Below are 19,050 nucleotides of genomic sequence, written 5' to 3'. Positions count from 1 at the left end.
GCTTCGCGCGCCCCGGAATGACGAGGGGAGGGAGTAGCGCAATGAGCTTCGTCACCGGCGTCGGCCTCACATCCTATGGCAAGCATGAGGGCCTGTCCTCGCTGGACCTGATGAGCAAGGCGGCCGAGCTTGCGATAACAGATGCCCACCTGAAGCGCGCCGACATCGACGGCATCCTGTGTGGCTACTCCACCGTCTCGCCGCACATCATGCTGGCGACGGTGTTCGCCGAACATTTCGGCCTCCGCCCGTCCTACGCTCACGCCGTGCAGGTCGGCGGCGCCACCGGCCTTGCGATGACCATGCTGGCGCATCACCTCGTCGATGCCGGAGTCGCGAAGCACGTGCTGGTGGTCGGCGGCGAGAACCGGCTGACCGGGCAGAGCCGCGACGCCTCGATCCAGGCGCTGGCTCAGGTCGGGCATCCCGATTATGAGGTGACGCTGGGACCGACGATTCCGGCCTATTACGGCCTGGTCGCGACCCGCTATATGCATGAGTACGGCGTGACGCAGGAGGACCTTGCGGAGTTCGCGGTGCTGATGCGCAAGCACGCGCTGACGCATCCCGGCGCGCAATTCCACGAGCCGATCACGGTCGCCGACGTGATGGCCTCGAAGCCGGTGGCGATGCCGCTGAAACTGCTCGACTGCTGCCCGGTGTCCGACGGCGGTGCGGCCTGCGTGATCAGCCGGGAACCGACCGGCGACCAACGGGTTCGCGTCCGCGGCTGCGCCCAGGCGCACACCCATCAGCACGTCACGGCGGCGCCCGCGCTGAGCGAGCTCGGCGCGGAGATTTCGATCGCCAAGGCCAAGCAGGCGTCGGGCCTCGCGATCTCGGACGTGCGCTACGCCGCGGTCTATGACAGCTTCACGATCACGCTCGCGATGCTGCTCGAAGATCTAGGCCTCGCCGGGCGCGGCGAGGCGGCGGCGCGGATGCGCGCCGGCTATTTCAACGGGGACGGCGAAATGCCGCTGAACACCCATGGCGGACTGCTCAGCTATGGCCATTGCGGCGTGGGCGGCGCGATGGCGCATCTGGTCGAGACCCATTTGCAGATGACCGGCCGCGCCGAGAACCGTCAGGTGCGCGACGCTTCGATTGCGCTGCTGCACGGCGACGGCGGCGTGCTGTCGTCGCATGTCAGCATGTTCCTGGAGCGCGTGCGATGAGCGGACCGATCGCCGACTGGACCAAGGGCAGTGAGGCCATCACCTATCAGACCTGCAACGCCTGCGCTGCGCGGCAATACTTCCGCCGCAGCTTCTGCGCGGCGTGCGGCGCGACCGACCTCGCCGAGCATCGCGCCAGCGGGGCAGGGACGGTGTATGCGACCTCGCTGGTCTGCCGCGCCGCGACGCCGGAGACCCGGGCGCACGTGCCCTACAACATCGTGCTGGTCGATGCCGATGAGGGCTTTCGCATGATGGCCCATGGCGACAACGACCTCGCCATCGGCGACAAGGTCTTGGCGCGCTTCACGCAATTTGCGGGGCGGCTGGTTCCATATTTCGCGAAGGCGAAATGAGAGGCCGAACGACCCAGCCAGAACGCGAGACCAGGCTGAACTGGTTCGCTCTCGCCCCTCAAGTTTGCGGATACTATCGCCAATAGAAAATAAAGCTGGCGATGACGAGCATCGCCGTCACCGCCAGCATTTGCGCAAGCGCTTCCGAGGCCGCCCTCTTGGTGGCTTCCTTCATGCGTTTTCCCCTAGACTTGGGCGTGACTCATCGTTGCGCGTATGACGCGCAAGACGGCCAGATTTTCTACTCGGAACACCCCGCGTCGAGCATTCGCTTTGATGAGTCCCCACTCAGCGAATATCGACTGTGGCAGGGTTGTCTTTGAATGCGGCGGCAATTTGACTCGGGCGTGTTGCTCCTGCGACGGCCGGCAGATACTGTTTCGAACCCGACAGAAACGACGGCAAGATCAAGGTTAGGAAATGGCCCGCATCGACTACTCCGATCCCGGGAAGGCAAGCCCGCGCACCCGCGAGATCCTCGACAAGAACCGCAACGCCAACATCTTCCGCATGATGGCGCACTCGCCGAGCTATTTTGAGCAGTACTGCCGGCTCGGCGGCGCGATCCGCCACAAGGGCGAGCTCGATCCGGTCGTGCGCGAGCTCGCCATCACCCGAACCGGCATCCTCTGCGAGGCGCCCTACGAGATCGTCGCGCACAAACGCATCGGCAAGAATGTCGGCGTCACCGACGAGCAGAACGCCGCGCTCGAGAACTGGCAGTCCGCGACTTGCTTCAACGAGGTGCAGCGCGCCGCGCTCGCCTTCACCGACGAGATCGTCAAGCTGAAGAAGCCGACGGATGCGACCTTCAAGGCGATCGCGGCGCTGCTGACACCGGCCGCGCTGATCGAGCTGCAGCTCTCGGTCGGCTTCTACATCATGACCTCGAAATTCCTCGAGACGTTCGAGATCGACTTGCAGCCGGTGACGGAAGTGGTGAGCTGAGGTCTTTGCCTCTCCCCGCGCGCGGACCGCGCGCGGGGAGAGGCCGGATCGCACGAAATGCGGTCCGGGTGAGGGGGAGTTTCCGCGAGTTCGACACGAAGTCCTTTTGCGGAGGCAGCCCCTCACCCCGACCCTCTCCCGTAAGAACGGGGGGAGGTGAAACAGACATCTACCCCGACGTCAGCAGATCGAGCTTCGCATTCGCCACGATCAGCCGCTCGGCGAGGAGCTGCGCGAGGTTGCGCATGATGCGCTCGCCGGCGCGCGGGTGCTGCTCGCGGAAGCGCTCGAAATCCGTGATCGCGACCTCATAGGCGGTCGCCGACATGTCGGCGAGCACGTCCGCCGAACGTGTCGGCTCCAACAGCGCCATCTCGCCGAACGCCATGCCGGCGGTCAGCGTCGCCAGCCGGATGCCGTCGGGCAGGGTGACGTGGACCACGCCGCTGCGCAGGAAGAACAGCGAAGCCGCCTCGCTGCCCGCGGCCATGATCTTCTCATTCGGCTGGTAGGTCCGGACGGTGCAGCGCGCGGCAAGATCGGCGATCTCTGCCTCGCTCAATCCGGCGAGCAGCGGCTGCTCAGACAGCTCCGTGGTCTCGAAGAAGTCGATCGAGCCACCATAGCGGTAGACGATCTGGTCCTCCGCCCACTCGATCGCGGTGTCGAGCAGGTAGAAATCCCTGATGTTGCCGAGCCGCTTGGTCCACTCGCTGATCGTGGCCCATTCGCGCGAAGTCCGCTTGATGCCGGACAGGATCACGGTGACGCCGAGCTCGGCCAGTTCCTGGAAAGCCTCGGAGACCAGCCGGGCACCGGCGCGGGTCGTTGCGGTGACGCGGCGCAGGTCGAAGATCACGAATTCCGGTCGCGGGCTGCCGGCGAGGCGGCGCGACACATAGTCGACATTGGACAGCGACAGCGTGCCGACCAATTCGATCACGCGGACCTCCTGGAAGTGCCTGGCCAGGATCTCCTGCTCCTGCGGCCGGCGCAGCCGGCGTGACGGGTTCTTGCCGATATTGTAGTCGGCGATGATGCTGTGGCGGGCGTCGTCGCTGCGGTTGAGCATATGCAGATCGTAATGCGCCGACAGCGTCTCGCAGACCTTGATGCCGCGCACGCTGTTGCCGTGCTTGTCGAGCTTTGGCGAGTAGCTGCCGAGCCCGAGCCGCGCCGGCAGCGCCGCCAGGATGCCGCCGCCGACCCCGCTTTTGGCGGGGATGCCGACGCGGTAGATCCATTCACCGGCAAAGTCGTACATGCCCGACGAGGTCATCACCGACAATGTGCGGGCGATCGCGTAGGGCGTCACCACCTGCTCGCCGGTCAGCGGATTGATGCCGCGATTGGCCAGCGTCGCCGCCATCACGGCGGCGTCGCGCGCGGTGACGAGGATCGCGCATTGCCGGAAATACACGTCGAGCACCGCGGGCACGTTCTCCGTGATCACGCTGTTGGTGCGCAAGAGATAGCCGATCGCCCGGTTCCGGTCGCCGGTCGCGCTCTCGGAGGCGTAGACCGCCTCGTCGACCTCGAGCTCGCGGCCGGCGAAGCGGCCGAGCGCCTGGCGGATATAGTCGAATGCGCCAGCGCCCTTGTCGGCATGGAGCAGGCCGGAGCAGGCGATCGCGCCGGCATTGACCATCGCGTTGAACGGATGGTTGTCGGCGTTGAGCCGGATCGAGTTGAAGGGGTCGCCTGACGGTTCGACGCCGATCACGCTTTCCACCCGCTCGGCGCCCAGCGTGTCCAGCGCCAAGGCGAACACGAACGGCTTTGACATCGACTGGATGGTGAAGGGCACCCTGGTATCGCCGACCTCGTAGACATGACCGTCGAGCGTCGCCAGGCTGATGCCGAAATGGGCAGGATCGGCCTTGCCGAGTTCGGGGATGTAATCCGCGACCGCGCCGGCAGCCTCCGGGAGGAAGTCTGCGTAACAAGCGTGCAGAAACCGCAGCAGCGGCGGCTGCGAGCGGGTCCAGTTGACGGTGCTGGCGGTGACGGGAGGAGGCGATTGTTTCATCGCCTCCTGTTGTGCAACGCAATCAGGGCGCGCGCAACTGAGCGCCCGCCGTCGTCGGCCGTGCATGGAGCCGAGCGCGCGCGAGCCGGTAGCTGTCGGCTTTCGAACAGATGTTCACAAAACGAGCGGTTGCTCGGTAAATGTATCGCCATGCGAAACTTTATACCCGGAACGTTTCGAGCGAGAACTGGCATGGTGAAGCGTGCCGCTCCCAAAGGAGGCGCCGTCCATCACATGACATCTGGGAATCTAGTCCGCGCCGGGTGGTGCGAAGGTAGCGTTCAGGTCTCGACGATCGCGACCGCCTGGCCTTCGGCGATGACATCGTCGATCCTGACCAGAATAGACTTGATTTTGCCTGCTGCCGTCGATGTGACCGGTATTTCCATCTTCATCGCCTCGACGAACGCAATCTCGTCGCCATTGCCGATGCTGTTGCCGGCCTCAACGGGAAGCGCGCAAACGCGCCCGGCAACTTCGGTCACGACCTTGATCTCTGGCATTCCACTCTCCGACACCGTCCTGCGGAAATTTCATCCGGCGAACGGCTTTTTGTTGTGGCGGCAGATTGCCTGAGGTAGCTTCTTCTGCAAGTGGAATTTTATTCCGCATGACGGAATGGAGCCAAAACAAATGGGACGGCGCTCGGAACGGCTTAGCAGGCAGGGAATGCTCGCCAGCGAGACAGGCGATGGCGATGTCATCCAGGTGGTGTCGCGCGCCTTCGACGTGTTGCGGTGCTTCGAGGGACACGAGGCGCGGCTCGGCAATCTCGAAATCTCGAACCGCTGCGGCCTGCCGCGATCGACGGTGTCGCGACTGACGCACACGCTGACCCGGATGGGGCAGCTGGTCTATCTGCCCCGTGACCAGAAATACCGAATCGGTCCGAGCGCGGTCGCGATGAGCACCACGATGATGAAGGGGTTGCAGCTGCGCAACCTGATCCGGCTGCGCCTGCAGGACGTCGCCGATCAGTTGCCCGGCACCGTGGGCTTCGTGATCCCCGACCGTTTCCATCTGGTCTATCTGGAGTTCGCCCGCGCGGCGAACGCACTCGGCCTGCATGAGGCCACCGGCAGCCGCATTTCGATGGCGACCACCGCCGCCGGCCACGCCTACACCGCCGCTCTCGATCCCGCGATCGGCGACGCGCTGATCGCGGAGATGGAAGGCGAGCTGCCCGAGAGCGCCAAGATGCTGACGCCGCGCATCGCCGCCAACCGCCGTCATTTGCAGGAGCACGGCTACGTCGTCGCCTGCGGCCTGTGGAGCCCGCACATCAACGGCGTCGCGGTGCCGCTGTGGTCGCCGCAATACCAGACCTATGTGGTCACCACGATCGGCCTGCTCTCGGCGATGTATGACGAGGCGCGGCTGCACCGCGAGGTCGCGCCGCAGATGATCGAGCTCGCTGCCGCGCTCGGCAGCCTGTTCGAAGGCGCCGACGGCGACATCTTCAGCAATCGGATCGAGCGCAAGTCGCTTCCGGTGGCCAGCCATAACAACAATAAAATCATCAAGACGGGAGCGGTGAATGAACTGGAAGCCGGAACTCGACGACCTCGCCCGGCGCGAAGCGTTCGCGCGGGAGATGGGAGGCGTTGACAAGGTCAAGCGGCAACGCGACCAGGGCCGGCTCACCGTTCGTGAGCGCATCGACAAGCTGGTTGACCAGAACAGCTTCCACGAGGTCGGCGCCATCTCCGGCATCGCCGAATACGACGAGAACAACGAACTTAAGCAACTGACGCCGGCGAACTGCGTGTTCGGCCGCGCCAGGATCGACGGCCGCACCGTGGTCGTGGTCGGCGATGATTTCACCGTGCGCGGCGGCTCGGCCGATGCGTCGATTTCCGCCAAGCCGTTGATGGCCGAGGAGATGGCGCATGACTTCCGGCTGCCGATCATCCGCGTGATCGAAGGCTCCGGCGGCGGCGGCTCGGTGAAGACGATCGAGACCAAGGGCGCGGCCAATCTGCCCGGCGGCGTGGGCGGCACGCGCTGGTACTGGTACACGACCGCCAACCTGGCCCGGGTGCCGGTGGTCGGTCTCGGGCTCGGTTCGGTTGCGGGCCTGGGTGCCGCGCGGCTCGCGGCCACGCATTACTCGGTCATGACCAGGAGCTCCGCGATGTTCGTCGCCGGCCCGCCGGTGGTGAAGCGCCTGGGGCAGGATCTGACCAAGCAGGAGCTTGGCGGCGCCGACATCCAGACCCGCGCCGGCGCGATCGACCAGGCCGTCGAGACCGAAGAAGAGGCATTCGACTATGCGCGGCGCTTCCTGTCGTATCTGCCGTCGTCGGTCTACGATCTGCCGCCGACCATTCCCTGCACCGACGATCCCGAACGCGCCGAAGAGTCGCTGCTGAATGCGGTGCCGCGCAACCGGCGGCAGGTCTACAAGATGCGGCCGATCATCGAGGCCGTGGTCGATAAGGGCTCGTTCTTCGAGGTCGCCGCCAATTTCGGCCGCCCTGTGATCACGGGCATTGCGCGGGTCGAGGGCCGGGCGGTGCTGCTGCTCGCCAGCGATCCCTTCCACTATGGTGGTTCGTGGACCGCGGACGCCTGCCAGAAGGTGGTGCGCTGGGTCGACTTCGCCGAGACCTTCCATTTGCCGGTGGTCTATCTGATGGATTGCCCCGGCTTCATGATCGGGCTCGAGGCGGAGAAATCGGCGACCATCCGGCACGGCGTGCGGGCGATGGCGGCGGTCAACCAGAGCACGGTGCCGTGGTGCACGATCATCATTCGCAATGCGTTCGGTGTTGCCGGCGTGGTGCATCAGCCGGCCAACCGCTTCTCGATACGCTATGCCTGGCCGTCGGCCTATTGGGGTTCGCTGCCGCTCGAGGGCGGCATCGAGGCGGCCTATCGCGCCGAGATCGATGCCGCCGCCGATCCCGCCGCCAAGCTGCGCGAGATCGAGGATCGCCTCAACAAGCTGCGCTCGCCGTTCCGTTCGGCCGAGAAGTTCTGGGTCGAGGAGGTGATCGACCCGCGCAAGACGCGCTCGCTGCTCTGCGAGTTCGCGCGTCTCGCCGAACCGATCCGCACTGCCGGGCCGCCGCGCAACATGTCGACGCGGCCGTAAAGTCGGAGTAGGCGATGGCCGACATGGACCGCGGCAGGCCGCAGCCTCAGGCCGCCGCCGGCTTCGGCTCGGCCACCGGCTTCGGTTGCGGTCGTGCGATCGCGAGCGTGATCAGCGCGGCGAAGACACACAGCGCGCCGGCGATGAAGAACGCCGGCAGATAGCTCTGATAGATCGTGCGCGACAGGCCGGCGCCAAACGCGGCCGCGCCGGCGCCGAGCTGGTGGCCGGCAAAGATCCAGCCGAACACCAGATTGGCGCGCTCGGCGCCGAAGCGCTGCGCGGTGAGGCGCACCGTCGGCGGCACGGTCGCGATCCAGTCGAGCCCGTAGAACATCGCAAACAGCGACAGGCCGTAGAAGGTGAAGTCGGAATACGGCAAATACAGCAGCGACAGGCCGCGCAGCCCGTAATACCAGAACAACAGATAGCGGTTGTCGTAGCGATCTGACAGCCAGCCCGAAATGATGGTGCCGAAGAGATCGAAGATGCCCATCGCGGCGAGCAAGCTCGCGGCCCGCACCTGCGGGATGCCGAAGTCGAGGCACATCGGGATCAGATGGACCTGGACCAGGCCGTTAGTCGAGGCGCCGCAGACGAAGAAGGTCGCGAACAGGATCCAGAACACCAATGATTTCGAGGAGTCGCGCAGCGTGCCGAGCGCGGCCGCCATGATCGGCGCATTGGCCGGCGGCGGGGCCGGAAGCGGCGCGGTGCCCGCATCGCCGAACGGGCGCAGGCCGACGTCGCTCGGGCGGTCACGCATCAGCATCAGCACGGCAAAGGCGGCGACGCCGAGCATGACGCAGACGAATCCGAGCGCGAGGCGCCAGCCGTAACGCTCCGTAATCGCAGCGAGCAGCGGCAGGAAGGCGAGCTGGCCGGTCGCGACGCTCGCGGTGAGCATGCCGATCACGAGGCCGCGTCGCGCCACGAACCAGCGGGTGGCAATCGTCGCGCCCAGCACCAGCGCGGTCATGCCGGTGCCGATCCCGATCACGACGCCCCACAGCGCGATCAGCTGCCAGACCTGCGTCATCGCGAGCGACGCGATGAGGCCTGACACCACGATCAGTTGCGCCGCCAGCGTCACGTTGCGCAGGCCGTAGCGGTTCATCAGCGCGGCGGCGAACGGCGCCATCAGCCCGAACAGGATGAAGCGGATCGAGAGCGCCGAGGAGATCTCGGCGGTGGACCAGCCGAATTCCTGCTGCAGGGGAACGATGAAGACGCCGGGTGCGCCGACCGTGCCGGCGGAGATCAAAGCGGCCAGGAAGGTGACGGCAACCATCACCCAGCCGTAGTGAATGTTGCGGCGGGCGAGGGCGGAAGCAAGCCAGTTCGAGATCATTGGGTTCCGGATCAATTGCGGTGAAAGCTTTGCGTGGTGCACAATATGGCACGAGGGAGCCATGGCTAAAATGCCATAGTTCCCTCGTTTTCGGACTCGGATTGCAGGCTAGTGCGTGACGCGCTCGATCGCGATCGCGGTGGCTTCGCCGCCGCCGATGCACAGGGCGGCGATGCCTCGCTTCAAATTCTGCGCCTCCAGCGCGTGCAGCAGCGTCACGATCAGTCGCGCGCCGGTGGCGCCGATCGGGTGGCCGAGCGCGCAGGCGCCGCCATTGATGTTGAGCCGGTCACGGGGAATTCCGAGGTCACGCTGCGCGGCCATCGCGACCACCGCGAACGCCTCGTTGATCTCGAACAAATCGACATCGCCGACGCTCCAGCCGACCTTGTCGAGCAGCTTCCTGATTGCCGGGATCGGCGCGGTGGTGAACCATTGCGGCTCCTGGCTGTGGGTGGCGTGACCCTTGATCTCGGCCAGCACCGGCAACCCGTCGCGATCGGCCAGCGAGCGCTTCGCCAGGATCAGCGCCGCGGCGCCGTCGGCATTGGCCGAGGAGGCGGCCGGCGTGATGGTGCCGCTTGCGCGGAACGCCGGCTTCAGGCCGGGAATCTTGGCCGGGTCGACCTTCAACGGATGCTCGTCATTGGCGACGATGCGGGGACCTGCCTTCTCGGCGAGCGTGATCGGCGCGATCTCGGCCTTGAAGGCGCCGCTCTCGACCGCCTTGCGGGCGCGGCTCAGCGTCTCCATCGCGAACGCATCCTGGTCGGCGCGGGTGAACTGATAGGCCTCCGCGGTGGCTTCGCCGAAATCGCCCATCGAGCGGCCGGTCTCGTAGGCGTCCTCGAGCCCGTCCATCATCATGTGGTCGATGATGCGGTCGTGCCCGGCGCGATAGCCGCCGCGCGCTTTCTGCAGCAGATACGGCGCATTGCTCATGCTCTCCATGCCGCCGGACAGCACGATCTCGGCCGAGCCGGCCTTGATGATGTCATGGGCCAGCATGGTCGCCTTCATGCCGGAGCCGCAGACCTTGTTCACGGTGGTGGCGCCGGTCGCATCCGGCAGCCCGGCGCCGCGCGCGGCCTGGCGGGCGGGGGCCTGGCCCTGGCCGGCGGGCAGCACGTTGCCCATGAACACCTCGTCGATCCGCTCGGGCGTGAGTTTGGCGCGGTCCAGCGCCGCGCCGATCACATGCGAGCCGAGCTTGTGCGCCGCGAGCGGCGCGAGCTCGCCCATGAAGCGGCCGAGCGGGCTGCGGGCGGCGGAGAGAATGACGACGGGATCGGTGCTGGTTGCCATGGCAGGGTTTCCTTCAATGCCGGCGATTTTTGATTGAATTATATACATCATATGATGCGATGCAAAAAATGCAACCGCGGCTCCCATGACAAAATGTCGTGTTCGCATGAGTTGGCAGCGTGATGTGCGGTCCCACCCAATCCCGCTGTCGTCCCGGCGAAGGCCGGGACCCATACGCCGCGGCGGAAGTTGTTGAGGGACTCGTCGTTCCCAATGACCATTTGTGGTTATGGGTCCCGGGCTTCGCCGGGACGACAGCGAACGTGTTGCGCGGTCCATTGCCAAATATCGCCGTCGTGGCGAAAGCCAGGACCCATAACCACCGGATTTCGATCGTGAGCGAGATCTTGGCCCCAGCGTCGCGCAGCAATTGCCGTTTGGGGTAATGGGTCCTGGCTTTCGCCGGGACGACGATGAGCATTGTTCTCGATTCAAATCGTCATACCATGGGGGTGTCCCGCGAAAGCGGTGAGCCGGTATTCCAGAGACGGTTGTGCTTGAGCCGAGAAGCCGCGGCGTGCTGGATCGCCATCCCGCCGCGCATGGCCGCATGCGGCGGCCTCGATTGACACCGACTCCGTCGGCGCTAGGCTCCCGGAACGGCAATATTTTCCAATAGAATCAAGACCTGGAATCGAGACCCAGAAGAACCAAGAAAAGGGCAGGACACGCCGTGACACGCGTCATCGCGCCGTGAGCGGGACCGCGCGGACTTCCGCGCTCGCGCCATTTCGCATCCGTAGCTATCGTTTCCAATGGCCTTCCGACCTGCTCACCTCGTGGGCGTTCGAAGTCGAGACGCTGGTGCTCGGCTGGTACATCATGGTCGAGACCGGATCGGTCTTGCTGCTGACCGTGCTCGCCTCGCTGCAATATGTCGGGACGCTGGTGGCCCCCGTGGTCGGCATGATTGGTGATCGGATGGGGCATCGCGATCTGCTCGCCGTGATGCGCTTTGTCTATACGGCGCTGGCCGGCACCATCATGACCCTCGCGCTATCAGGACATCTGGCGCCGCTGAATGTCATGATCATCGTTGCGATCATGGGGCTGATCCGCCCGTCGGACCTCGGCGTGCGCGGCGCGCTGCTCGCCGACATCATGCCGCCGGAGCAACTGGTCGGGGCCATCAGCCTGGCGCGCACCACGCAGGATTCGGCGCGGATCGCGGGGGCGCTGACCGGCGCCGGATTGTTCGCGGCGCTCGGCATCGGCTATGTCTATGTCGGGATCGCCTCTTTCTATTTCATTGCCGCCATCCTGATGCTGTGCATGAACCGTCCGAAATTGCACGGCACGACGGATCGGTCGGCGGTCGACCTGCCGGGATCGAAACTGCTGCACGACCTCAAGGAGGGCATCGTCTATGCCTGGAGCGGCCCGGGCATGCGCGCCGCGCTCTGCGTCGCGTTCCTCGCCAACCTGACCGCGTTTCCGCTGACCAACGGGCTGCTGCCATACGTCGCGCGCGACATCTTCCATACCGACCAGACCGGCCTCGGCTATCTCTCGGCGAGCTTTGCTGTGGGATCGCTGATCGGCTCGATCACGCTAAGCATGGCCGGCGGCGTGCGGATCGCGCGGCTTCTGATCGGCGCGACGCTCGCCTGGTACGCGATGCTGCTGGTGTTCGTCGAGCTCAGAACCATGCCGGTGGCGATGGCCTGCCTGCTGCTCGCCGGCATCGCGCAAAGCATGTCGATGATCTCGGCCGCCGTGATGCTGATGCGCAATGCCAGCGCGCATCTGCGCGGTCGCGTGATGGGCGTGCGCATGATGGTGATCTACGGCCTGCCGCTCGGCCTGCTCGCGGCCGGCAGCCTGATCGACCTGATCGGCTACACCGCGACCGGCACGCTACTCGCCGCCGCCGGCTTCATCGCCATGCTCGCGATCGCGCTGCACTGGCGGGCGGACCTCTGGCCGACGCATGCGCCGGCGAACACAAGATAAAACTCCTGTAGCCCGGATGAAGCGCAGCGCAAATGGCGGCCCTCGGATTTCGCTTGCGCTCCATCCGGGCTACGAAAGCCGCTACGTCGCCTGGGCCGCCCGGCGAATATGCACAGGCACCGACTTATAGGACGGCGTGCCGCTCTCCTTGTCCTGATAGTCGAGCGGCACCAGGCCGTTGGCCTCCGGATAATAGGCGGCGACCGAGCCGCGGGCGATGTCGTAGGCGATTGCGGTCAGGGTGAGGCGGCGCGGCTCGCCCGAGGGCAGCGCGGTCTCGATCTCGACCAGGTCGCCATGGGCAAGTCCGCGTTCGGCGAGATCGGCTGCGTTGGTGAACAGCACGTCGCGCCGTCCGAACACGCCGCGATAGCGGTCGTTCAGCCCGTAGATCGTGGTGTTGTACTGATCGTGGCTGCGGATGGTGGCGAGCTTGAGCACGCTCTTGTCGGTGAGGACAGGGTCTTCCTCAAGGCCCTTGAAGATCAGGAACTCGGCCTTGCCTGACGGCGTGGTCCATTTGCGCTCGGTCGGCGGCAGCGGCAGGCGGAAGCCGCCGGGAATCCGGATCCGCGCGTTGTAATCCTTGAAGTCGGGGAACACGCCCTCGATGGCGTCGCGGATGCGGTCATAATCCGCGACCAGGTCCGTCCACGGCACCTTCGACGCCGGCAGGGTCGCCATCGCCATGCCGGCGACGATCGCCGATTCCGAACGCAGATTTTTCGAGGCCGGGGTGAGCTTGCCGCGCGAGGCATGCACCATCGACATCGAATCCTCGACGGTGACGACCTGCGGGCCCGAGGCCTGGATGTCCTGCTCCGTGCGGCCCAGCACCGGCAGGATGATCGACTGCTTGCCGACCAGAAGATGCGAGCGGTTCAGCTTGGTGCCGAGATGCACGGCAAGCTCGAGCTTGCGCATCGCGGCGGTGCAACGCTCGGGATCGGGCAGCGCAATGGCAAAATTGCCGCCGAGGCAGATCAGCACCTTCGAGCGGCCGTCGTCGATCGCCTCCATCGCCGCGACCGCGTCGTGGCCGTGATGCCGCGGTGGCTTGAAGCCGAAGGTGCGCTCGATGCCCTCGAACATCGGGATATTGGGCTTCTCGGTGATCCCCACGGTGCGGTTGCCCTGCACGTTGGAGTGGCCGCGCAACGGGCAGATGCCGGCGCCGGGCTTGCCGTAATTGCCCTTCAACAGCAGCAGGTTTGCGATCTGCTGCACATTGTCGGTGCCGCGCATGTGCTGGGTGATGCCCATGCCGTAGGTGACGATGGTGGCGTTGGATTTTGCATAGGCGGCGGCGACCTCGCCGAGCTGGGCGCGGCTGAAACCGGAGACGGTCTCGATCTTGTCCCACGGCGTCGCGCGGAGGTCGGCGGCGAACGCATCAAAGCCGTTGGTGTGCTCGGCGATGAAGGCGTGGTCGAGCACGTCGTGGCTCGAATCGTCCTTCTCGATCAGCGCCTTCATGATGCCCTTCAGCACCGCGGCGTCGGCGCCGACCTTGGGCTGGTAGTAGGTCGAGGCGATCCGCGTCGAGCCGAGCGTCGCCATCTCGATCGGGTCCTGCGGATCGGCAAAGCGCTCCAGCGCACGCTCACGCAAGGGGTTGAACACGATGATCGGCACGCCGCGACGCGACACTTCCCACAAGGTGCCCATCATGCGCGGATGGTTGGTGCCGGGATTGTGGCCCATCGCGATGATCAGCTCGCAATGGTCGAAATCGTCCAGCGACACCGTGCCCTTGCCGATGCCGATCGATTGCGGCAGCCCGACGCTGGTCGCCTCGTGGCACATGTTCGAGCAGTCGGGGAAATTGTTGCTGCCGTATTCGCGCGCGAAGATCTGGAACAGGAAGGCGGCCTCGTTGGAGGCGCGGCCGGAGGTGTAGAACTCGGCCATGTCAGGATCGGGCAGCGCGCGCAGGCTCGCGCCGATCCGCGCAAAGGCGTCGTCCCAGGAGATCGGCTGGTAGGTGTCGCTGGCCGCGTCATAGGCGAGGGGCTCGGTCAGCCGGCCTTCGTTCTCCAGATGGAAGTCGCTCCAGCCGAGCAACTCGGTAACGGTGTGGGCGGCGAAGAAATCCGGCGTGACGCGCTTGCTGGTCGCCTCCCAGGTCACGGCCTTGGCGCCGTTCTCGCAGAACTGGAAGGTGGAGGTGTGTTCCTTGTCGGGCCAGGCGCAGCCCGGACAATCGAAGCCGTCGGGCTTGTTGGTTCGCAGCAGCGTGATCGGCGCCTCGACCAGTTCCATCTGGTCGCGCACCGCGATCGCCGTGGCCTTCAGGGCACCCCAGCCGCCGGCCGGAGCATCATAGGGTCGGATACCCGGAACGTCGCGCTTCTGGACCATACGTCCTCCTGCAGCTCTTGAAGTGTGACCCCGTGCGTCTGTCCCGAAGTTGATTGTTTTGTTGGCCGCGTGCGCGGCGATCCACGTGAGCAGAGTGTTGTGATCGACGTTCTCGATCTGGAACACCTGGCTAGTGCGTGAGGTTAGACTAGTCGGCTGCGGCCTGCGGTCAACAGTCCGTCAAATGCGTAGCCCGGATGAGCCAAGCGATATCCGGGGCAAGTGGTCCCGTATATCGCGGAGCCTGTCATCGGGCGCGCGTTCGCGCGACCCGTTGGCTCATGCGGGCTTCTACAAGTCCTCGCCAGGCTACCGCTTCCGATCCAGAAATCCCTGCAATAGCCGCTGCGGCTCACCGCTCTGGAACGATTTTCCGAACACGCCGACGCTGAGATTGACCGACTCGGTCAGCGGCAGCTCTTCCCACTGCCGCAGCAGGTCCTTCTGGATGCGCAGCGCTTCGGGGCCGCATTCCAAGAGCGCCTTCACCGTGTGCTCGACGGCCTCGTCGAGGCCGCCGGGCTTTGCCACGGTGTCGACCAAACCCCAGGCGAGCGCGGTTGGCGCGTCGATGTTTTCCGCGGTCATCATCAGCCAGCGGGCGCGGCCCCAGCCGATCAGGCGCGGCAAGAGCGCGGCGTGGATCACCGAGGGGATCCCGACGCGCACCTCGGGCATGCCGAACATCGCGTCATGCGCGGCGACGCGGACGTCGCAGGCGGCGGCGACCTCGAGGCCGCCGCCGAGACACCAGCCGGGCAGTCGTGCGATTACGGGCGCCGGGAATTTGCGCACCGCCTCGCAGAATTCGCGCAGCCGGCTGATGAAGGCTTCCGCGGATGTCTGATCGAGCGTCGCCATCTCCTTGATGTCGGCGCCGCCGATCATGCTGCGCTCGCTTTCGCCGGCGAGGATCAGCGCGCGGATGGTCGGATCGGCGGCGAGGTGCTCGAAGCCCTCGCGCACGCCGTTGGTGACGGCTGAACTCACGATGTTCAGCTTGCCGGCGTTGCAGATCGTGAGGCGGACGACGCCTCTGTCGTCGCGGGCGATGCCGCAGTGCGGATTGAGCATATCCATGGAAAAGGTCCCGGCGCAGGAATTGAGTAACACGTCATTCCGGGATGGTGCGTAAGCGCCAGACCCGGAATCTCGAGATTCCGGGTTCGATGCTTCGCATCGCCCCGGAATGACTTGGGTCATGTCCCGGACAAAGCGGGCCTCTGTCAAGGCACTGGCCCGTGGTTGCGCCGCACGGCGCCGACATATAGAATTACATGTATCATATAAACGGAGCCGTCATGACCGCCGAGACCGCCGATCTTCATTCACCCGACCTGAAGCGCGTGCGCGTGGTGGAATGGCAGGCGCCCGGGCCGGTGGCGAAGGCGGCGCTCCCGATGTCCGGCATCGCGGCGATGTGCGCGATCCGCGATGGCCGTCTGCCGCCGCCGCCGATGGCGAAATTGATCGGCTTCAGCGTGGCCGTGGTCGAGGAGGGGCGCATCGTGATGGAGCTCGAGCCGCATGAGAGCCTGGAGAACACCATCGGCCTGCTGCACGGCGCGGCCGCCGCCGCGCTGCTCGATACCGCGATGGGTTGTGCGATCTCGACCCTGCTGCCGGCGGGGCAGACATCGGTAACCCTCGACCTCAAGCTGACCTATCTGCGCCCGCTCTCGGTGCGCTCCGGAACCATCGCGGCCGAGGGCAAGGTGATCAAGCTCGGTCGCCAGACCAGCTACACCGAGGGCTTCGTCCGTGACGGCACGGGCAATCTTGCGGTGCACGCGACCGCGACATTTTCCATGCTGGGCGGGGAACCCCAGACCCTGAACAAGACGAAATAAATGCAGCGTCGCGGCTGCAAATCTGCTATTATATGATTAGAAACATTCCATGAGATCGGCATGCGCTATTCGAAAGAACACAAGCAGGAGACCCACGCGCGGATCGTGAAGCGGGCCGCGACGCGGCTGCGCGAGAGGGGCGCCCACGGCATCGGCGTCGCCGACCTGATGAAGGACGCCGGCCTGACCCATGGCGGCTTCTACGCGCATTTCGATTCGCGCGAGGCGCTGGTGATCGAGGCCTTCAACTACGCCATGGACCGCGCCAACGAGCGCTGGCGCAAGGTGACCGCAGAGGTGCCGCCGGAGAAGCGGCTGGCGACCATCGTCGACGGCTACCTCTCGGCCGCCCATCGCGACGAGCCCGGTCAGGGCTGCGCGGTGCCGGCGCTCGGCGCCGAGATCGCCCGCGAGAGCCCGAAGACCCGCAAGGCCTTTGCCCTCAAGCTCGACCAGATGATCGACATGATCACCGACCAGATCCAGGACGTGCCGCGCAAGGCCGCGCGCAAGCAGGCGATGGGTGTGCTCGCGACCATGCTGGGCACCATCGTGATGTCGCGGATCGCGGGCAATGGCGAAATGTCCGATGAGATCCTGAGCGCAGGCCGCGAGGCGGTGCTGGGCCGGGCGGCGGCGAAGGCGCCGGCGAAGAAGGCCAAGGTGAATTAACGCTTCGAGCGGCGTGCGCCGGACGTTGTCCGTGGTCCTGAGGAGCGCCACCGGGTCCGCGCGAAGCGCGGCCCGATGAATCCGCGCGTCTCGAAGGATGCGCGGCCCGGCTGCTGGCCGTCGACCCTTCGAGACGGCCGCTTCGCGGCCTCCTCAGGGTGACGGGTGTGAGTTTGCCGCCTTACGTCCCGCCAAACAGCGCGCGCTCGGCTTCCACGGTCTCGTAGATGTAATCCGCGACCGCGCGGATGCGGGCGAGGTCCTTCGGCGTGCGCCGACTGCAGCTCGGGAAACGGGTTGCGACCTCCCGATCAGTCCGGGAGCCCCGCTTTGCGAAGGCCCTTGGCAAAAAGGGCGACATTCTCCGCCCGACGAAAGGGTGCCAGATCTTCCAGGTTGGAGATACGCAGATCGGGATTGCGTTCGCGTGCTCGAGCGATGCCCTTCCGTGCTGGTTCAAGGCGTCCGGCGAGCCCATTGCAGGCGGCGGACATGCAGATTGCCAGCAGGAAATCCGGATTGTCGCGCAATGCCTTTTCTGCCCATGACAACGCCGTATCATAGCGGCCCAAGAGAAAATGGGCGTACGACACGGCAGCGTGTACACTATAGTTCGTCGGATCGACCGGGCTCAAGCGCATCGCTCGCGCCGTGTAGTCGAGGACGAGGTCGGGCTCACCTCTAAAAATTCTCACCCAGGCACCAATGTTCCAGGCTTGCGCCAGGTTCGGATTGATCGCCAACCCGCGATCCACGAATTCAATGGCGTCATCGAACTCATGGGCGATGAAGGCAAGCGCATACGCACCCATACACATCGCTGCCGGGTCATCTGTTCCGAGATGCACCGCTTTCCAGCCTAGCTGCGTCGCTTCGGCAGTTCCCTGCTCACGATCGATCATCCAGCGACGCGCTTTGCGTTGGATGTAGCACCACCCGGCCATGCCATAGGCGCACGCCAGACTGGGGTCGAGTTGAATCGCCTTGTAAAAGAGCTCGAGCGCTTCGCCGTTCGCTTCCCTGGTCCAGCGACGAACGATCGCCAACCCGCGCAGGTAATAGTCGTATGCATCGAGATTTTCGGTTGGTTTGCGCCTGGCTCGCCTGATTTCTTCTCGCTGCAACATGGGCGCGATCGCACCCACCACCGTAGAGGTCACCTGGTCCTGCAGATCGAAGATATCCTCGAGCGCACCATCAAAGCGGTCAGCCCAGAGATGCGCACCGGTCTCAGCATCGATCAACTGACCGGCGATCCGAATGCGATTTCCGGCCTTGCGCACGCTTCCTTCGAGGACATAGCGCACCGCGAGTTCGCGGCCCACCTGCTTGATGTCCACGGACCGGCCCTTGTAGGTGAAACTCGAATTGCGCGCGATCACAAGCAGCCAGCGAAACCGCGACAGTGCCATCGTGATCTCTTCCACGACACCATCGGCGAAATACTCCTGCTCCGGGTCGGCACTCAGGTTCTGGAAGGGCAGCACGGCAATCGACGGCTTGTCGGGAAGCGCGACGGTGGGCTGCCGCGGTCCTGGCGGGGCGGTGTCCATTGCCGGTGCCTGTTCTTCCCGGACCGCACCGATGAACCGGAAACCCTTGCGCGGCAGTGTCTTGATGAGACGCTGCTCCTCGCCGGAATCGCCGATTGCGCTCCGCACCGCGTTGAAGCGTGTGGTTAAGGCTGCTTCGGATACGGCACGCCCATTCCAGATCGCCTCGATGACATCGTCCTTGCTGACGACGCGCTCCCTGTTGCGGATCAGGAAAACGAGCAGGTCGAATACCTGTGGCGCGACGGAAACCACGTCCGTCCCGCGATGCAACTCGCGCCGGGCCATGTCGAGTGCATACTCCTCGAAGAGATAGCGCAAGCTGCGAATCCCTTGGGTGCGCCTCTGATGATCGCCAGAAGGCGCTTTGGCACTGTGTCCAGCGTCAAGAATAAGC

Annotated in this window: 15 protein-coding genes; 8 read left to right on the top strand and 7 right to left on the bottom strand. The window is 65.2% G+C overall.

The window, feature by feature from the left end; genetic code table 11:
• Positions 1-41: 41 nt before the first annotated feature.
• The 3 genes from ACVIW0_RS22075 to ACVIW0_RS22065 all read left to right on the top strand — a co-directional run bounded on the left by ACVIW0_RS22075 (position 42) and on the right by ACVIW0_RS22065 (position 2,482).
• Complete coding sequence (locus ACVIW0_RS22075; RefSeq protein ID WP_461354245.1) at positions 42-1,178, top strand: thiolase family protein; 1,137 nt, start codon at positions 42-44, stop codon at positions 1,176-1,178.
• A complete protein-coding gene (locus tag ACVIW0_RS22070; RefSeq protein WP_461354244.1) occupies positions 1,175-1,534 on the top strand; it encodes a Zn-ribbon domain-containing OB-fold protein in 360 nt (119 codons plus the stop codon). Before ACVIW0_RS22075 ends, ACVIW0_RS22070 begins: the two co-directional genes overlap by 4 nt.
• 420 nt (positions 1,535-1,954) lie before the next feature.
• Positions 1,955-2,482, top strand: coding sequence for a carboxymuconolactone decarboxylase family protein (locus ACVIW0_RS22065; RefSeq protein WP_461354243.1), 528 nt, complete (start codon positions 1,955-1,957; stop codon positions 2,480-2,482).
• Positions 2,483-2,651: 169 nt separating this feature from the next.
• Here the strand turns inward: ACVIW0_RS22065 and glsA are convergent, their stop codons facing one another.
• Together glsA and ACVIW0_RS22055 are read right to left on the bottom strand one after the other, a co-directional pair.
• Entirely contained in the window at positions 2,652-4,511 is a 1,860-nt protein-coding gene (glsA, locus tag ACVIW0_RS22060; RefSeq protein ID WP_461354242.1) for a glutaminase A, read from the bottom strand.
• Positions 4,512-4,792: 281 nt separating this feature from the next.
• Positions 4,793-5,014, bottom strand: coding sequence for an acyl-CoA carboxylase biotin carboxyl carrier protein subunit (locus tag ACVIW0_RS22055; RefSeq protein WP_461354241.1), 222 nt, complete (start codon positions 5,012-5,014; stop codon positions 4,793-4,795).
• Between the two features lie 130 nt (positions 5,015-5,144).
• Here ACVIW0_RS22055 and ACVIW0_RS22050 point away from each other — a divergent pair, with 130 nt between their 5' ends.
• Both ACVIW0_RS22050 and ACVIW0_RS22045 read left to right on the top strand, forming a co-directional pair.
• Positions 5,145-6,119, top strand: coding sequence for an IclR family transcriptional regulator (locus ACVIW0_RS22050; protein ID WP_461354240.1), 975 nt, complete (start codon positions 5,145-5,147; stop codon positions 6,117-6,119).
• Positions 6,049-7,608, top strand: a complete 1,560-nt coding sequence (locus ACVIW0_RS22045) for an acyl-CoA carboxylase subunit beta (RefSeq protein WP_461354239.1) — start codon at positions 6,049-6,051, stop codon at positions 7,606-7,608. Before ACVIW0_RS22050 ends, ACVIW0_RS22045 begins: the two co-directional genes overlap by 71 nt.
• Before the next feature lie 46 nt (positions 7,609-7,654).
• Here ACVIW0_RS22045 and ACVIW0_RS22040 read toward each other — a convergent pair whose 3' ends face one another.
• The gene (locus tag ACVIW0_RS22040; RefSeq protein WP_461354238.1) at positions 7,655-8,959 is read right to left on the bottom strand and encodes an MFS transporter; all 1,305 of its coding nucleotides are present in this window, start codon (positions 8,957-8,959) and stop codon (positions 7,655-7,657) included.
• A 108-nt stretch (positions 8,960-9,067) separates the two neighbouring features.
• On the bottom strand, positions 9,068-10,264 hold the full coding sequence (locus ACVIW0_RS22035) for an acetyl-CoA C-acyltransferase (RefSeq protein ID WP_461354237.1): 1,197 nt from the start codon (positions 10,262-10,264) through the stop codon (positions 9,068-9,070).
• Positions 10,265-10,957: 693 nt separating this feature from the next.
• Between ACVIW0_RS22035 and ACVIW0_RS22030 the strand changes: the two genes are divergently transcribed.
• On the top strand, positions 10,958-12,217 hold the full coding sequence (locus tag ACVIW0_RS22030) for an MFS transporter (protein ID WP_461354236.1): 1,260 nt from the start codon (positions 10,958-10,960) through the stop codon (positions 12,215-12,217).
• A gap of 81 nt (positions 12,218-12,298) precedes the next feature.
• Here the strand turns inward: ACVIW0_RS22030 and ACVIW0_RS22025 are convergent, their stop codons facing one another.
• Together ACVIW0_RS22025 and ACVIW0_RS22020 are read right to left on the bottom strand one after the other, a co-directional pair.
• Positions 12,299-14,578, bottom strand: coding sequence for an FdhF/YdeP family oxidoreductase (locus ACVIW0_RS22025; RefSeq protein WP_461354235.1), 2,280 nt, complete (start codon positions 14,576-14,578; stop codon positions 12,299-12,301).
• A 309-nt stretch (positions 14,579-14,887) separates the two neighbouring features.
• Positions 14,888-15,658, bottom strand: coding sequence for an enoyl-CoA hydratase (locus tag ACVIW0_RS22020; protein WP_461354234.1), 771 nt, complete (start codon positions 15,656-15,658; stop codon positions 14,888-14,890).
• Positions 15,659-15,879: 221 nt separating this feature from the next.
• On the opposite strand from ACVIW0_RS22020, the gene ACVIW0_RS22015 reads away from it, so the two are divergent.
• Both ACVIW0_RS22015 and ACVIW0_RS22010 read left to right on the top strand, forming a co-directional pair.
• Positions 15,880-16,428 (top strand): PaaI family thioesterase, encoded by a 549-nt coding sequence (locus tag ACVIW0_RS22015; RefSeq protein ID WP_461354233.1) that lies wholly within the window; start codon positions 15,880-15,882, stop codon positions 16,426-16,428.
• 60 nt (positions 16,429-16,488) lie between these two features.
• The gene (locus ACVIW0_RS22010) at positions 16,489-17,100 is read left to right on the top strand and encodes a TetR/AcrR family transcriptional regulator (protein WP_461354232.1); all 612 of its coding nucleotides are present in this window, start codon (positions 16,489-16,491) and stop codon (positions 17,098-17,100) included.
• 311 nt (positions 17,101-17,411) lie between these two features.
• Here ACVIW0_RS22010 and ACVIW0_RS22005 read toward each other — a convergent pair whose 3' ends face one another.
• Positions 17,412-18,974 carry a winged helix-turn-helix domain-containing tetratricopeptide repeat protein gene (locus ACVIW0_RS22005; protein ID WP_461354231.1) on the bottom strand — a complete coding sequence of 521 codons (1,563 nt, stop codon included), beginning with the start codon at positions 18,972-18,974 and terminating at the stop codon, positions 17,412-17,414.
• Between the last annotated feature and the right edge of the window lie 76 nt (positions 18,975-19,050).

Source organism: Bradyrhizobium sp. USDA 4454, from assembly GCF_054822705.1.
The sequence above is the reverse complement of the archived record's forward strand: the minus strand, read 5'-3'. Positions and strand labels throughout refer to the sequence as shown.